General features: G+C 64.8%; 14 protein-coding genes and 2 tRNA genes. 7 read left to right on the top strand and 9 right to left on the bottom strand.

Going from position 1 to position 14,110, the window contains the following annotated elements:
* Window positions 1–4: 4 nt before the first annotated feature.
* Entirely contained in the window at window positions 5–709 is a 705-nt protein-coding gene (locus CDOO_RS01245; protein WP_026159299.1) for a TetR/AcrR family transcriptional regulator, read from the bottom strand.
* 104 nt (window positions 710–813) lie between these two features.
* On the opposite strand from CDOO_RS01245, the gene CDOO_RS13155 reads away from it, so the two are divergent.
* Entirely contained in the window at window positions 814–1,692 is an 879-nt protein-coding gene (locus CDOO_RS13155; RefSeq protein WP_018021582.1) for an NAD-dependent epimerase/dehydratase family protein, read from the top strand.
* An 8-nt stretch (window positions 1,693–1,700) separates the two neighbouring features.
* On the opposite strand, the gene mgtE is transcribed toward CDOO_RS13155, so the two are convergent.
* From mgtE to CDOO_RS01225, 3 genes are all read right to left on the bottom strand, one after another.
* Window positions 1,701–3,062, bottom strand: coding sequence for a magnesium transporter (gene mgtE / locus CDOO_RS01235; RefSeq protein ID WP_018021583.1), 1,362 nt, complete (start codon window positions 3,060–3,062; stop codon window positions 1,701–1,703).
* Window positions 3,052–4,644: an SLC13 family permease gene (locus CDOO_RS01230; protein ID WP_026159300.1), complete on the bottom strand. Its 1,593-nt coding sequence runs from the start codon at window positions 4,642–4,644 to the stop codon at window positions 3,052–3,054. Before CDOO_RS01230 ends, mgtE begins: the two co-directional genes overlap by 11 nt.
* Before the next feature lie 90 nt (window positions 4,645–4,734).
* Window positions 4,735–5,511, bottom strand: coding sequence for a VOC family protein (locus tag CDOO_RS01225; protein ID WP_162138663.1), 777 nt, complete (start codon window positions 5,509–5,511; stop codon window positions 4,735–4,737).
* Window positions 5,512–5,566: 55 nt separating this feature from the next.
* On the opposite strand from CDOO_RS01225, the gene CDOO_RS01220 reads away from it, so the two are divergent.
* A complete protein-coding gene (locus tag CDOO_RS01220; protein ID WP_038573518.1) occupies window positions 5,567–6,190 on the top strand; it encodes a hypothetical protein in 624 nt (207 codons plus the stop codon).
* 184 nt (window positions 6,191–6,374) lie between these two features.
* Here CDOO_RS01220 and CDOO_RS01215 read toward each other — a convergent pair.
* A tRNA-Arg gene (locus CDOO_RS01215) sits at window positions 6,375–6,447 on the bottom strand.
* A 76-nt stretch (window positions 6,448–6,523) separates the two neighbouring features.
* Window positions 6,524–6,610 (bottom strand) — tRNA-Ser (locus CDOO_RS01210).
* 75 nt (window positions 6,611–6,685) lie between these two features.
* Between CDOO_RS01210 and CDOO_RS01205 the strand changes: the two genes are divergently transcribed.
* Window positions 6,686–7,711, top strand: coding sequence for a pyridoxal phosphate-dependent aminotransferase (locus CDOO_RS01205; protein ID WP_018021587.1), 1,026 nt, complete (start codon window positions 6,686–6,688; stop codon window positions 7,709–7,711).
* 521 nt (window positions 7,712–8,232) lie between these two features.
* Here CDOO_RS01205 and CDOO_RS01200 read toward each other — a convergent pair.
* Entirely contained in the window at window positions 8,233–8,496 is a 264-nt protein-coding gene (locus CDOO_RS01200; RefSeq protein ID WP_018021588.1) for a MoaD/ThiS family protein, read from the bottom strand.
* Window positions 8,497–8,538: 42 nt separating this feature from the next.
* Between CDOO_RS01200 and CDOO_RS01195 the strand changes: the two genes are divergently transcribed.
* The 4 genes from CDOO_RS01195 to CDOO_RS01180 are packed head-to-tail and all read left to right on the top strand — an operon-like array spanning window position 8,539 to window position 11,668.
* Window positions 8,539–9,654 carry a molybdopterin molybdotransferase MoeA gene (locus CDOO_RS01195; RefSeq protein ID WP_018021589.1) on the top strand — a complete coding sequence of 372 codons (1,116 nt, stop codon included), beginning with the start codon at window positions 8,539–8,541 and terminating at the stop codon, window positions 9,652–9,654.
* 10 nt (window positions 9,655–9,664) lie between these two features.
* Window positions 9,665–10,174, top strand: a complete 510-nt coding sequence (locus CDOO_RS01190; protein WP_018021590.1) for a MogA/MoaB family molybdenum cofactor biosynthesis protein — start codon at window positions 9,665–9,667, stop codon at window positions 10,172–10,174.
* Window positions 10,164–10,619 carry a molybdenum cofactor biosynthesis protein MoaE gene (locus CDOO_RS01185; RefSeq protein WP_018021591.1) on the top strand — a complete coding sequence of 152 codons (456 nt, stop codon included), beginning with the start codon at window positions 10,164–10,166 and terminating at the stop codon, window positions 10,617–10,619. Before CDOO_RS01190 ends, CDOO_RS01185 begins: the two co-directional genes overlap by 11 nt.
* The gene (locus CDOO_RS01180; RefSeq protein ID WP_018021592.1) at window positions 10,616–11,668 is read left to right on the top strand and encodes a ThiF family adenylyltransferase; all 1,053 of its coding nucleotides are present in this window, start codon (window positions 10,616–10,618) and stop codon (window positions 11,666–11,668) included. The genes CDOO_RS01185 and CDOO_RS01180 overlap by 4 nt, the downstream gene beginning before the upstream one ends.
* Before the next feature lie 37 nt (window positions 11,669–11,705).
* Here CDOO_RS01180 and CDOO_RS01175 read toward each other — a convergent pair whose 3' ends face one another.
* Window positions 11,706–12,122 (bottom strand): Ohr family peroxiredoxin, encoded by a 417-nt coding sequence (locus CDOO_RS01175; protein ID WP_018021593.1) that lies wholly within the window; start codon window positions 12,120–12,122, stop codon window positions 11,706–11,708.
* A 312-nt stretch (window positions 12,123–12,434) separates the two neighbouring features.
* The gene (locus CDOO_RS01170) at window positions 12,435–13,469 is read right to left on the bottom strand and encodes a hypothetical protein (protein WP_018021594.1); all 1,035 of its coding nucleotides are present in this window, start codon (window positions 13,467–13,469) and stop codon (window positions 12,435–12,437) included.
* Between the last annotated feature and the right edge of the window lie 641 nt (window positions 13,470–14,110).

The following is a 14,110-nucleotide window of genomic DNA, read 5'->3' as shown; positions in this document are numbered from 1 at the left end:
CACTTCACCTGGTCGCCGAGGGCCCCCATTTAATGGTCTGAACCATCCCTGCGACCGTTTGCACGAGCATGTCCCGACCCACCTCGGAAAAATCTCGACCGAAACGTCCGAAGACTTCCGTACTGATCACTCCATTGAGACAACTCCAGCACTGCCCCGCATAAGCGAGTTGAGGCCAGGTCATCGAAATCCCCAATTCTTCAACCGACACTGCGAGGTACTTCCGGAAATTCTCAGGAGGCTCCGGAACCGGGTCCTCCACACCTTCCGAAATGATCGCCGCCAGGGTCCTCAATGGCCGAACTCCTGGGTCCAATTCCCCCAGCTCCGCCGCCTCGTAACCAGGCACGGGGTTTCCGTAGATTAGGCCCCAGAGCTCGGAATTACTCAGAGCCCACTGCCGACTCGTCATGGCGTAGGCCGTCAACTTCTCGGCCAGCCCCTTTTCGGCGCGCACCGCCGCGTCCACCTCGTCCGAAAGACGCGTGAAGGCGTCGGCGATCAACAGCGAGAGCAGTGCGTTCCGGTCATTGACATAGCGATAGAGGGCAGACGGCGCGACACCTATTTCCCGTGCAACCTCCCGGAGCGAGAGGCCCGTTGCCCCACGCTTGGCCAGCTGCTTTCGCCCGACCTCGATGATGCCGTTGGTCATGTTTGCGCGATTCTCGGCCCGCGACCGGCGACCGCCACCCTGCTTCTGGTTCATGCCCGCATTATGCCAAAGCAAATAAAGTAAACACTGCTCTTGCCTTGCGTGCCGCGCTACCCTAAGCTCCATTGCGAGAACAGTGTTCACTATTTGGGAGAGGCATGAAATATTTGATCACCGGCGCGGGCCAGATTGGCTCGGAGCTACTGAGAACATTGAACCGCCAGGGGAACGACACAGTGGTAATACGTCGATCGTTCTCGGACTCGACTCCTGATGCCATCCTCGGCGATGCCGGCAACCACAGTCTGCTCCGTGAGGCAGCCGAGCGGAATGAGGATCTCTCCGCCATCTTTCACTGCATTCACGCCCCCTATTCCCCTGCGGCCTGGCGGAGGGAACTCCCGCACCGCGAACAGGCCGTGATGGATCTCGGCCACGAACTCAACATCCCCGTCATCTTCCCGGAATCCACCTACGCCTTCGGAACCCAAGTCCGCCGACTGCAGGAGGGAAGCCCGACACACCCCTGCACACCGCTGGGAGAAGTACGCGAAGAACTGCTGGCTGCCCGACGCGTCCACCCCGCACGCACGGTGAGTGTCGTTGCCGGCGACTTGGTCGGCCCCACAGCGGACCCTGCGGGTTCAGTGCCAACGATGACGGTCATCGACAGAGTCCAGCAAGGCAAGACCGGTCTTGTTCTCGGCGATCCGGACGCACCTCACACCATGACCTACCTGCCGGATCTTGCTAAAGCCATGATCTGGTGCGCCTCTTCCACGTCGGCGGATGCGGTCTTGCACGCTCCTTCGCCACACGCCATTAGTCTGCGGGAACTCGCAGACCTTGTCGTTCCCGACAGCACGGTCAGGCGGCTCCCCTTTGCTCCGCTCGGGGTGGCGGGGGTCCTGAGCCCTACCGTCCGCTCACTCTTTCAGCAGCGCTATCTCTGGACCTCGCCCGCAGTGCTCGAGCCTGGCGTGCTGTCTGACGTCGAAGGTCTGGCGCCAACTCCGTGGGAGGAAATGGAACTCTAGGGGCAACGCTACAGACCCAGCACGGCCCGGGCGATGAGGAAGTAGATGATGAGGCCGGTGGCGTCGACAAACGTGGTGATGAACGGGTTGGAGAACACCGCCGGGTCGGCGCCGACCGCCTTGGCCACGATGGGCATGAGCCCGCCCACCGACGCGGCCAGGGTGCAGACGATGAGCAGCGTCAGGCCCAGCACCAGCCCGATCGGAGCGCCGTAGAGCACGCCGAGCAGGCTGCCGAAGACCAGGCCGAGGGCGGCGCCGAGCACGAGGCCGACGCGCGCCTCGCGCCACAGCACTTTGCCCCGGTCGCGGCCCCGGACGTCGCCAAGTGCCAGCGCGCGGGTGACGGTGGTGGCGGCCTGGTTGCCGGTGTTGCCGCCCGTGCCGGTGAGCAGCGGGATGAAGAGGCTGAGCACCACCGCGGCGGCGAGGGCGTCCTCGAAGGCGTCGAGAACCTGGACCGTGAGCAGGGCCGACACGGCCAGCACGGCGAGCCACACGAGCCGGGAGCGCACGAGTTTCATCACCGGGGTGGTGAGGTACGGCTGTTGCAGCGGCTCCGAACCGCCGGAGCGGGCGGAGTCCTCGTTGTCCGCGTCCTCGACGATGTCGAAGGAATCGTCCATGGTGAGGATGCCGATCAGCCGGTGGGACTCGTCCACGATGGGCAGCGCCAGCAGATCCAGCGACAGTGCCCAACGCGCGGTCTCCTCGTCGTTGTCGCTGGCCACGGCATATTCGGGCTGGTCCATGAGCTCGGAAACCGGCACATCCGGCGAGGCGGTGAAGAGAGCACGCAACGACGTCACCCCCACCAGTCTGCGATCATCCTCCACCACCGGGACCGTGTAGATCGTTTCCGCGCTCTCTGCCTGCTCACGCAGATCGGCCAACGCCTCCCCCGCGCTGGCACCGGCCAGAACAAACGGGGTCTTCGGCGACATGCGCCGGCCCACCGAGCGTTTCGGAAACCCCAGGACTGCGGAGGTGAAGCCGTGTTCGGACTCGTCGAGACCGGTGAGTAGGCGGGTCGCGATCTCGGCCGGGAGTTCGTCGAGAAGCGCGACCCTGTCGTCCGGGTTCAGGGCGCCGAAGAAGTCGGCCAGGCTCTCGTCCCCGAGGGCGGCGACCAGGTCCGCCTGATGGACGGAGTCCAGAGCGTCGAACGCGGCGATGGAGCGGCGCCTCGGAAGAAGCCGGAGCACCAGGGCCGCACGGAAGGGGTTGAGGCGCTCGAGGAGGGCGACGACATCCTTGAGCGGGGACCTCCCCAGCAGCTCCGACAGAAGCTCGGACTGGGCGGGGTCCAGGGAGTCGTCGTTCAGAACGATGGATTCCAGACGGGTGAAGGAACCCGTGTCAGAGGACAATGCCGAACACCGGGATGGCGATGAAGTAGACCGTGGCGGTGATGAGCGCCAGGGCGATGACGTTCAGCCAGACGCCGCCCTTGAGCATGTCGCCCATGCTGACGTAGCCGGAGCTGTAGGCGATGGCGTTGGGCGGGGTGGCCACGGGCATCATGAAGGCGCAGGTTGCGGCCAGTGCCACGGGGATGGTGAGCAGCAGGACGTTCTGCTCCCCGCCCTCGGTCAGCCCGATGCCGACGGCGACGCCGCCCATGATGGGCAGGAAGGTCGCGGCGGTGGCCGTGTTCGAGGTGAACTCGGTGAGCACCAGGACCAGCGCGGCGACGGAGACGATGAGCAGCAGCGTGGGCAGGCCACCGAGGCCCTTGGCCACCTCGCCGATCCACAGGGAGAGGCCGGAGCTGGTGAACATCGCGGAGAGCGAGAGCCCGCCGCCGAAGAGAATGAGCACGTCCCAGGGCAGCTCGCTGGCTGTCTTCCAGTCGAGCAGGCGGGCGCCGGATCGGCCGTTGGCGGGGATGGTGAACATGAGCAGGCCGGCGATGATGCCGATGATGGCGTCGTCGTAGACGAAGTCGTCCATGCCCAGCCAGTCGATGGTCAGCGGGATGAAGACCCAGCACAGCGCGGCGATGACAAAGATGACGGCCACCGCGACCTGCGGGAAGTTCCACGCGCCGAGCTTGTCCTTCTCCTCGATGATGAGTTCGCGCCCGCCCGGGATCTCCTTCATCTCCGGCTTGAACACCGTGGTGAGCACCCACCAGGCGATGACGGTGAAGATGACCGCGATGGGTACTCCAACCATCATCCACTGGCCGAATCCGATGGAGATCCCGTGGGAGGTCTCCATGTACCCGGCCAGCAGCGCGTTCGGCGGCGTGCCGATCAACGTGCCCAGCGAGCCGATCGAGGCGGAGTAGGCGATGGCCAGCATGAGGGCGGTGGAGAACTTCTTCTGGTTGCGCCAGCCACCGACGGTCTCCGCGGTCAGCGCGAGCACCGAGGTGCCGATCGGCAGCATGACCACCGCGGTGGCCGTGTTGGAGACCCACATGGAGAGGAACCCGGTGGCGATCATGAATCCCAGGATCAGCCGCTTCGGGCTGGTGCCCACGATGAGCAGCACCGCCAAAGCGAGGCGGCGGTGCAGGTCCCACTTCTGCAGGCCCAGGGCGAGGAGGAATCCGCCGAGGAAGAGGAAGATCGTGGCGCTGGCGTAAGGCGATCCCACCTCGGAGAACGAGGCCACCTGGGTAATGGGGAAGACCGTCAGCGGGATCAGCGCGGTGGCGGCGAGCGGGATGGCCTCGGTCATCCACCACACGGCCATGAGGATGGTCGTCGCCGCGGTGATGCGCAGCGCGTGGTGGGTGTAGTCACCCTCGGGGTCCGCGCCGACGGACTCGTGTACGCGATCCACCGCCGACTCCGGGAAGATCATGAACACCAGCGCGGCCAGGGCCAGGCCCAACAGGATGCCGATTGCTTGTCGACGCCACGTCGACGCATCCGTGTGCTTGTCACCCTTTGGGTTGTCGTCGGGTCGTTCTTCGATCGTTGTTCCGGCCGGCGCACTCATGCCCAGGGGGCCTTCCTGTTAATCCGATATGTTCATACTGAACACTATCGGCACCGCCCGGTTTGTCTAGCCCCGGGGGGTCGGGCCCGCTCACTCCTGTGTGTCGGCCTCCAGCAGCACGAACCGCCCGCCCTGCGGGTCGGTAACGGACACCTGGCGGCCGAGGATCCCGCGGGTCACCTCACCGCGGGTTGTGCCGCCGGCCTCAGACACGGCAGCCACCGCCTCATCGATGTCGCTGACGGCGAAGTAGGAGCGCCAGTGGGGCAATTCGTCGTCGATAAGCTCCCTCATCCCGTCGACCACCCCGGCGGAGGCGCTGGCAGTGGGGCCGTTGGTGGCGAAGTAGTCGTCCTCGCTCTGCTCGAGGGTCATGATGCCGTCGTCGTCGACGAAGTGGTAGTTCCAGCCCAGGACGTCGTGATAGAAGGAGAGCGAGATCTGGAAGCAGTTGCTCACCACCTCGAACCAGGCGGGCTGGCCGTGGCCCGTGCCGAGCACGAAGCCGCTGATCTCCGAGGCCTCGCTCAGCGCGAACACCGCCCCGGTCGGGTCCTCGATGACCGCCAGATGCCCCAGGCCCTCGACGCGGGCGGGGCTGCGCAGGATGCGACCGCGGGAGACGGCCACCGCTGCCGTCGTCTCCGGCACGTCGGGGACCTGGAAGTAGACTCGCCAGTCCACGTCCGCGTCCTCGATCTGGGTGAAGCTGGCCACGGGGAGCTCGTTGGCCGCATACCCCACGAAGTTGCCGGTGGAGCGTTGACCGAAACGCCATCCGAACACGTGGGAGTAGAAGTTCATGGCGGCGTGGACGTCCGGCGTGTTGAGCTCCAACCAGACCGGGTCGCCGTTCTCGATTTCCATGGGGCCCAAGAGTAGTGCCACGGAGGAAACCTCGGTGCGAGGTAGCGTGGCCTCCATGACTTTCCGCGAACAGCTCACCCAGGACATGCCCCCTCAGTTCACCATGCCGGAAGAGTTTCTCACCCTGGCCGACTGGATAGAGGAACAGGGCTACCGCTACGGGAACATCGGCCGAATCGCCGCGCCCGACATCCACATCACCAGCGATCCCGCGCTGTTCTTCGGCGGCAACAACGAGTACAACTACGTGGAGGAATCTCCCGAGCGGCTCTACCCCGTGGGCTACACCGGAGGCGAGGGATCCACGTTCTGCCTGTGGCTCGATGACGCCGGCGCGCAGCACGTGGTGCACATGGGATCCGGGTCCGGTTCCGTCCTCAACGCCGTCTTCCCCAGCGCGATGTCGGTGCTGCGCCTGCTTGCCGTCGGCTACTTCACCCCGGCGTTCAACGACGAATGGGATGCCGAGCCCCAGTACGAGAATTGGAAATCGAGCAAGGAAGAGTCCGACGAGGCCCTCGCGCCGTACCGGACATGGCTGAAGGAAAAGTGGGGGCAGGACACCCCCGACACCGGCCTTGCGGCACTGGGGTTCACCGAGGACGAGGCCGAGGGCTGGCTGGAAGAAGCCCCCGCAGACGACCCGTTTGACGCGTGGCTCGCGGAGAACCTTGACTGAGGCAAAGGGGGCGGACAGCCGCGGGAGTCAGCTCGCCCCCGCACGAAAGGCAAACGACGAGACCACTCCTTTCGGCCCGCGCAAAAGTCGAAAGGCGGGCGTTTTTGCTGTTTGTCTTTCGTGGCAGCTCCGGCCAGCCCAAAAAAGAAGCCCCGCAACATCTGCTGCGGGGCTTCAATACCTGTGCGCCCGGAGGGATTCGAACCCCCAACCTTCTGATCCGTAGTCAGATGCTCTATCCGTTGAGCTACGGGCGCGCTGCTGCTAGATGTTACTGCCCCCGGGCGGGAAGCAACAAATCCCCGCTCCTCAGGAAGGCGCGGGGATCAGGTGCGGAGATGAGAGGATTCGAACCTCCGGACCTTGTGAAAGGTCAACTCCTTAGCAGGGAGCCCCATTCGGCCACTCTGGCACATCTCCATAGGCCATAAGCCTGCGGCCATCGTAGCGGGCAGCCCAGCGACGCACCAAACCAGGCGGGTTAGGATAACGCCCATGATTCGTGACGATCTCACCGACATCCCCGCCTATGTTCCCGGCAAGCGCAACGACGACGCCCTGAAGCTCTCCTCCAACGAGGCAGCAGGCGCCCCGCTGCCCTCCGCGGTGGACGCGATGACGGAGGCGGCGCGTGGCATTAATCGCTACCCCGATATGGGCGCGGTGGCGCTGAAGGTGGCATTGACGGAGCATCTCGGCTTATCGACGGGCTACAAGGTCACCGTCGGAACCGGCAGCTCCGCGCTGTGCCAGCAGCTCGTGACAGCAACCACCCGCCCCGGCGAGGAGGTGCTGTTCCCCTGGCGCAGCTTTGAGGCGTACCCCATCTTCGCCCACGTCGTCGGTGCGACGCCCGTTCCGGTTCCGCTCCTGAGCGACGGCCGCCACGACCTCGATGCCATGGTCGACGCCGTCACCGACCGCACGCGCATCATCTTCCTCTGCAGCCCGAACAACCCCTCGGGTCAGGTCATCACCGACGACGAGTTCGCGGACTTCATGTCCCGCGTGCCCGCCGACGTCATCGTCGCCCTCGACGAGGCCTACTTCGAGTTCAACCGCGACGAGTCCGCCGTCGTGGGCACCGAGGTCATCACGGCCTACCCCAACGTCATCGGCCTGCGCACGTTCTCCAAGGCCTATGGCCTCGCCGGTGCCCGGGTGGGTTACGCCTTCGGACCGGAGGAGCTTATCGACGCCCTGGACAAGGTGGCCGTGCCCTTCTCCGTGAGCGCCATCGGGCAGTCCGGTGCTCTGGCCTCTTTGGCATCCGCCGACGAGCTTCTCGAGCGCACCGATGAAACCGTCTCCGCCCGCGACCGCGTGGCCGACACCATCGGTGCACTTCGCAGCCAGGCCAACTTCGTCTGGCTGCCGGGTGTGAACGCCGCCGATTACGCCTCCCGCCTGGCAGAACAGGGCGTGCTGGTACGCGCCTTCCCCGAGGGACTGCGGGTCACCGTCACCACCGAGGACGAGGCCGATCGGTTCCTGGCGGCGTGGGAGAAGGCCGGGTTCTAGGAGACAAGCCGGGCGATTACCCGGGAGGGTGTCTTCTTTAGTGCCGTGTTTGTCTACGGGGCTTTCGAAGCAGAGCCCAGGGCCGCACTCTGGTCCAGACGGATCGCACTCGACTTCTCCCTTTTCATCGGAGGCCGCATCTATGTTCTTCCGCACCACCCACTATTGCCGACGTGCCCATGTGGTCGTTGATCGGACAGCACGCCAGGTCCCGGCTGCGCTAGGTAGGTGACCAGGTTGAAATACGCTCAGATCTTGGCCGCGTTGTGCATTGTGCTCGCAGCTCTCAGTGGGTGTGCGGCGATTCTCCTGATTCCTGGCACGGTGGATTCTCCCGCGCCCTCCCGATTAATCGTGGTGGCCGGGCTCGCTAGCGCCGCGATCGCGTTAGGCTTCACAGCCCGGAGACTCAGGGGTTAATTTCTCATCGTGGGCAGACCCCCGTGCGGGAGAATTGCGGAAAGCGCCATTCCTCCGGGTCTGCACCGACGGCGGCACGCAGTATGCAGCCGCATACTGCCCTACCCGCCCGCAAACGGTGGCAGCACGTCCACCCGCGCGGCGTGGTCCAGCACGGTCGATTCGGGCGAGTTGGCGCCATCCACCAGGAACGTGCAGCGCCCGAAGATCTCCCCCAGGCTGAGCCCGGAATCGGTGGTGCCGGAGTGCTGTTCAGCAAGCTCCCCCAGCAACTGGCCCAGCGTCGTCCCCGGCGCGGGCCTGTCCACCGTTTCCACTGTGGTTCCGGCGGCGGCACGGGCGGCGGCAAAGTAGTGAATCTCCATGTCAGCGACGCTATCATGAGCACAAAAGGGAGGAATATCTTCGTGACCACCATCTCCAGCCATCTCGACGCCGTCCGCAACCACCTCCCGGAGCCGGATACCGAGCTTGTGACCCCGGCCGAGGCCGCTGACCGCATCCTCGCCGAGGACATTCGCGCCGCCCAGGATTCGCCGCTCTTCGACAACTCCCAGATGGACGGCTACGCCATCCCCGGAACCGGCGGCGAGTACCAGGTCGGCCCGACCGTCGCAGCCGGTGCCGATCCCGGCCCGCTCGACAACCTCGCCGCCCCGGTCATGACCGGCGCCAAGGTCCCGCCGGGCACACACGCCATCGTCCCGGTCGAAAAGTGCGATCCGTCCGAATTCCTCGAGCCCGGCGCGACCATCCGCGTCCCGGAGACGCCCCAGGGCCAGTTCATCCGCACCCGTGGCTCGGATGCCCAACAAAACGACCTGCTGCTCCCCGCAGGATCGCCGGTCACTCCCGCGGGCGTCGGCCTGCTGATCAGCCAGGGCATCGAACAGGTCCGTGTGAACACGAGGGCCTCCATCCTCATCGTCACCGGCGGAGCCGAGGTGGGCACGCACATCACGGACTCCAATTCGCCCATGCTCACCGCGCTCGCACACAGGCACGGGATCGACGTCGCCGGTCACGTACTCACCGACGACGACCCGGTGGCCCTGCGGGAGGCGCTGGCACGGGGCGTCGATAAGCACCGCCCCGATGTGATCGTCACTTCCGGGGGGATCTCGGCCGGGAAGTTCGAGGTCGTGCGGCAGGTGCTGGACGGGTGGTTCGGGCACGTGGACATGCAGCCCGGCGGGCCGCAGGGGCTGGCCTCGTTCGACGGCGTGCCGGCCGTGTGCCTGCCCGGCAATCCCATCTCCACGCTGGTGAGTTTCCGAATGTTTGTCGCGCCGGTCCTCGGGCACGCGCCGTCACCGGTGCGAACCGTGCTCACCGAAGAACGCGAAGGCCTGCCCGGCAAGGAGCAGCTTCTCCGCGGCACCCTGACAACCGAGGGGGTCACACCCGTGGGCGGCACGTCCTCGCACCTGCTCGCGCAGGGTGCGGTGGCCGACTGCCTCATCCGCATCCCCGCCGGCGCTACGGTGGGGGCAGGAGAGTTCGTCACCGTCTATCCGCTCTAAGGAGCTTTCAGTGCACCACCACGATCCCGACTCCAACCGCCCCGGCCGCACGGCGCTGGTCGTCGTCGCATCCACCCGCGCGGCCGCCGGCACCTACGAGGACACCTCCGGGCCCATCGCGGTGGAGTTCCTGCGCGCCAAAGGTTTTGACACTCCCGAGGCGCTCGTGGTTCCCGATGCCGAGATCAAACCCACCATGGACCGCATTTTCCGCGCCGAAACCGTCCCGCACGTGGTGCTCACCTCGGGCGGCACGGGTGTCACCGCCGACGACCAGACCGTCGAGGCCGTGACCCCGCACATCGAGCGCGAGCTGCCGGGCATCGTGCACGCGTTCTGGGACGAGGGTCGCAAAAAGACGGCCATGGCAGTGGCCTCGCGCGCTGTCGCCGGGGTGCGCGGGCACACGTTCATCATGACGTTGCCCGGCTCCCCCGGCGGCGTGAAGGACGGCTGCACGGTGCTCGATGACCTGGTCATTCCCATCGTCGACCTGCTGGAGGGCAACCATGGATCCTGATTACGTCGCCGAACAGACCGGGCAGGTGCTCGCCGCGTTCATGACGGAGGAGCCCCTGGAAAAGATGCTTGTCGACGCCCGTTCCCACGTGGTCACCGAGGCCATGGGCGCGCTCGTGATCTTCGAGGGCGTGGTGCGTGACCACGACGGCGGCCAGCGCGTGGCCTCGTTGACCTACTCGGCGCACCCCACTGCGCCTGACGTCATCGCGTCGGTTGCCGCCGAAGTCTCCGCCGCACACCCGCGCACCCGCCTGTGGACGGCGCACCGCACCGGGCCGCTGAAGATCGGCGAGGACGCGTTTGTGGTGCTCGCAGCCGCGGCGCACCGGGGCGACGCCTTCGCCGCGTGCTCCGACATGGCCGACCGCGTCAAGGCTGAGGTGCCCATCTGGAAGGAGCAGGCGCTCGTCGACGGCCCCGTGACCTGGGTGGGACTGGAATGAGCGCGCGCTATCGGCGCCAGGTCTCACTCATCGGCACCACCAACCAGCAGAAACTTCAGGGCGCCCACATCGCCGTCATCGGCGCCGGCGGCCTCGGATCCCCTGCGTTGCTCTACCTCGCCGGCGCGGGCATCGGCCGCATCAAGCTCATCGACGACGACGTGGTCGACCAGTCCAACCTGCACCGCCAGGTGATCCACCGCGAAGACTCCGTGGGCGTGCCGAAGGCCGAGTCTGCGGCGGCGCAGATCGCCGCACTGAACCCTGAGGTTTCGGTCTCCGTGGTGCGCGAGCGACTGACCTGGGCGAATGCCTTGGCACTTCTACAGGGCGTGGATGTGGTCCTCGACGGCACCGATAACTTCGACACCCGCCACGTCGTGTCCTTCGCCGCCGCGCGCCTGGGCATCCCGCACGTGTGGGGTTCGATCCTCGGCCATGAGGCGCAGATGTCGGTGTTCTGGGCCGGCCACGGGCCGATCTACGAGGACCTCTTCCCCGCCCCGCCGGGCGTGGGAGTCGTGCCCAACTGCGCCCAGGCGGGCGTGCTCGGACCGGTGGTCGGGGTGGTCGGCTCTGCCATGGCGATGGAGGCGATCAAGCTGGTCACGGGCCTCGGGGCGCCGCTCATGGGTCAGCTCGGCTACTTCGACTCACTGACCGGAATGTGGGAATACGTGCCCGTCACCGGGTCCGAGACTGTGCTCGAGCGGGTGCTGGCGGAGGATCCGCCGCGGCAGGCGCGGGTGGTGGTCGCCGAGGTGGACGAGATTCCGGCCGGGGCCACACTCATCGACGTCCGCGAGCCCCACGAGCACTCGGCCTTCGCCATTGAGGGGTCGGTCAACGTTCCCCTGCCGGAGATTCTGTCGATGGACGGAGTCCCGGAGGTGGTGGCGGGGAGCGTCGATAAGCCTGGTCCCGTGGTGCTGTACTGCGCCGGCGGGGTGCGATCCGCGCAGGCCGTGGCCGCGCTCGAGGAGCGCGGGGTCCGTGGGCTTTCGTCCCTGCGCGGGGGGATCGACCGGTGGTTGGAGGAGCGGGCATAAAAAAAGTGCGCACGTGCGCACTTTTTCTACGGTGAAGCTAGGCGACCTTGACCTCGAGGTCGATGTCACCACGCAGGGCCTTGGAGATCGGGCAGAAGGCGTGCGCCTGGTCCACGAGATCCTGGGCGTTGTCCGGGGTGCTGGCGAAGTTCACCGTGAGCACGCCGGAGGTGCGCAGGCCGTCCTCGACCTTGTTGATGCTGAAGTCGACGGTGACCTCGGGCTGGTGAGCCTCGACGTTGACGTCGTTCTCCTTCATGGTCTTCTGCAGGGCGCCGTTGAAGCAGGCGGCCCATCCTGCGGCGATGAGTGCCTCGGGGTTGACGCCGTTGCCGTCGCCACCCATCTCCTTGGGCGGGCGGACGTCGAAGTCGACGGTGCCGTCGCCGGTGACGCGGCCGTCGCGGCCTCCGCCGGTGGAAGTAACAGATGCGGTGTACAGGGTCTCAGCCATGGTTGTTGCTCCTTTTACGTTCCTGAAGGTGATTGCTTACGCCACCAACGCTAACGAAAAGTTTGCGGGCGTGCCGAGTGCGAGGTCGACCGGCGCCCGGCCTTGCGCTCTTCGAGTTACCCCGTGATTGCTTCATTCAGGATTAATCCCAGCACGGCCACCACCGGGAGCCCGACAACCACGGGCGCAATCAGCCCGGCTCGAAATCTCCGCGTACGGAGTGAGAAAGGCGATGAGACCGGTGTCTCCCAACTAAATAGCCGCGGACCAATCTTCGAACCACCTCTCGGAAACGTTCAGTTATTCCAGAATCTAGGATCTTCTTGACTTACTGTCTACACAACCAGGCTGATCGCAAGCCGGCTGCGGCATCTTATAATTCGACGGTAACGTTCGATGTGCGAGCCAGACCGACTCAATATCCACAGTCTTCTTGGCTTCGCGCATGGCCGTTAACGCGTTGTTGGAGTAGCGCCGATGACTCTGACTTCCGAACTTAAAGGTGTGCGAATAGTGATCATCGTCTTCGTCCAATCCTAAGTGCCTTCGCAGGCCCACTGCTCGGGTTCTGTTGATTCCAGACTTATCAGCGAGGTCGTAAGGACCCATGTGGAACTTTTTCTCCAGGTCAACTTCGCGAATAGCGGCCGCATCACCAGCCGCCTCGGTTGTGAATGTCACCGGAAGCCCGTCCTTCTTTACGAAGCGCACTTCCACGGTGAGGCCTTCTCCAGCGGTGGAGGATGCGACACCGTTCAATTTCGGAAAGACCTGCTCACGGGCCTTACCCTCCCTTATCCCCTTTACGACACGGTTGACGTCAGACTCACTGATCTCGACTGCATCGGGGTCCGATAGCGCTTCCGTAGCCAAGAGGGCCCGTGCACGCCCCTTGGCCTCTGCAGTCGCTCGGCGACCAGGTTTCAGAAGACCCGCGATTCGCTCAAATTCCTGATCGACGAGCAAGTCCAACCCTTGGGGCGGCTCGGCACTGATGGGAAGCACGCGGGCGGGGATATGCTCGGCAAGCCGGAGCCCCCAAATTCGGTACAATAAATCGTCGAAAAGGGTGACTGCCGCACGTGAATGAAGGTAAAGTAACCCCTCTTCAACCACCTGGTGCCAATGCTGCTCTCCGTCACGAAGGTTGTCGAGAACGCGTATCGTTCCCGCCTCCTCATCTGTGAGCTTGATGCCAGCTTGTTGCTGGCAGCGCTTCACGCAAGTCTCCATTCCAATGGCCATGCGCTTCTTTCGGTCGAAGACGGCCGTATCTCCTGTTGCAAGAAGTCCGGCCTTCAACAACATCTCGAACGAGTGCTGGAGATGAAGCAGAACCCGTGTCATGCGAGCATCGTCATCCAGCCCGTTAAAGGCGACTACTCCCGCCCGTAGAGAAGCAATGGCTTTCGACCTAAGTGCGCGGACATCATAAGACTCACGAGGCATACCGGTACATTACCCGAGCCTAACGGTTGAAGCGGGAATCTTGACGTTATTTGCTAAACCACGTTTTGACGCATGCCACTGAATCGGTCAATGGGACCTTTCATTCGAACGAGGCTCGCCTCTTGCTACGTCGCACAGCCCGGCGGGTTTTTGGTCAATCTATTCACCAAACCTTAAAGCGGGCCACTGTACGTCATTATTCCAGAGGAGCTGACTTATCAGCGTGCCCTGGGGCAGTTCTGGGGTTCGAGGCTCAACCTATCGACGACCATTCGAGCGAAGCCTAGGGGCCGCACATCTTGCCGGCTCTTTTCCGAAGTGATCGGAATCAGTCAGCCACAGTTGCAGGAGCCAAGTTCATCCGCTGTTTTCTACCTGGCAGGGGTTTCGCAGCGGTCGATATACAGGGCGAGAGCCTCTTCGAAAACGAGTGCACTCAAGCGTGTCGCGAAGCTGATGGAGCTGTCTGATGCCACGAATCGAATGCCTCTCCTCCCGGGACCTCAGCCAGGAAGCTTTGGTGCGGTCCGAATGATGTC

Origin of the sequence: Corynebacterium doosanense CAU 212 = DSM 45436, from assembly GCF_000767055.1 — a bacterium.
GTDB lineage: Bacteria > Actinomycetota > Actinomycetes > Mycobacteriales > Mycobacteriaceae > Corynebacterium > Corynebacterium doosanense.
The sequence above is the reverse complement of the archived record's forward strand: the minus strand, read 5'-3'. Positions and strand labels throughout refer to the sequence as shown.

Bases quoted from the DNA above. Each gene is read 5' to 3' on its own strand.
- CDOO_RS01180 (WP_018021592.1), top strand. From the start codon at position 10,616: ATGAGCGCGCGCTATCGGCGCCAGGTCTCACTCATCGGCACCACCAAC.
- CDOO_RS01245 (WP_026159299.1), bottom strand. From the start codon at position 709: ATGAACCAGAAGCAGGGTGGCGGTCGCCGGTCGCGGGCCGAGAATCGC.
- CDOO_RS13155 (WP_018021582.1), top strand. From the start codon at position 814: ATGAAATATTTGATCACCGGCGCGGGCCAGATTGGCTCGGAGCTACTG.
- CDOO_RS01170 (WP_018021594.1), bottom strand. From the start codon at position 13,469: ATGACACGGGTTCTGCTTCATCTCCAGCACTCGTTCGAGATGTTGTTG.
- CDOO_RS01185 (WP_018021591.1), top strand. From the start codon at position 10,164: ATGGATCCTGATTACGTCGCCGAACAGACCGGGCAGGTGCTCGCCGCG.
- CDOO_RS01205 (WP_018021587.1), top strand. From the start codon at position 6,686: ATGATTCGTGACGATCTCACCGACATCCCCGCCTATGTTCCCGGCAAG.
- CDOO_RS01200 (WP_018021588.1), bottom strand. From the start codon at position 8,496: ATGGAGATTCACTACTTTGCCGCCGCCCGTGCCGCCGCCGGAACCACA.
- CDOO_RS01175 (WP_018021593.1), bottom strand. From the start codon at position 12,122: ATGGCTGAGACCCTGTACACCGCATCTGTTACTTCCACCGGCGGAGGC.
- CDOO_RS01220 (WP_038573518.1), top strand. From the start codon at position 5,567: ATGACTTTCCGCGAACAGCTCACCCAGGACATGCCCCCTCAGTTCACC.
- CDOO_RS01230 (WP_026159300.1), bottom strand. From the start codon at position 4,644: ATGAGTGCGCCGGCCGGAACAACGATCGAAGAACGACCCGACGACAAC.
- CDOO_RS01225 (WP_162138663.1), bottom strand. From the start codon at position 5,511: ATGGAAATCGAGAACGGCGACCCGGTCTGGTTGGAGCTCAACACGCCG.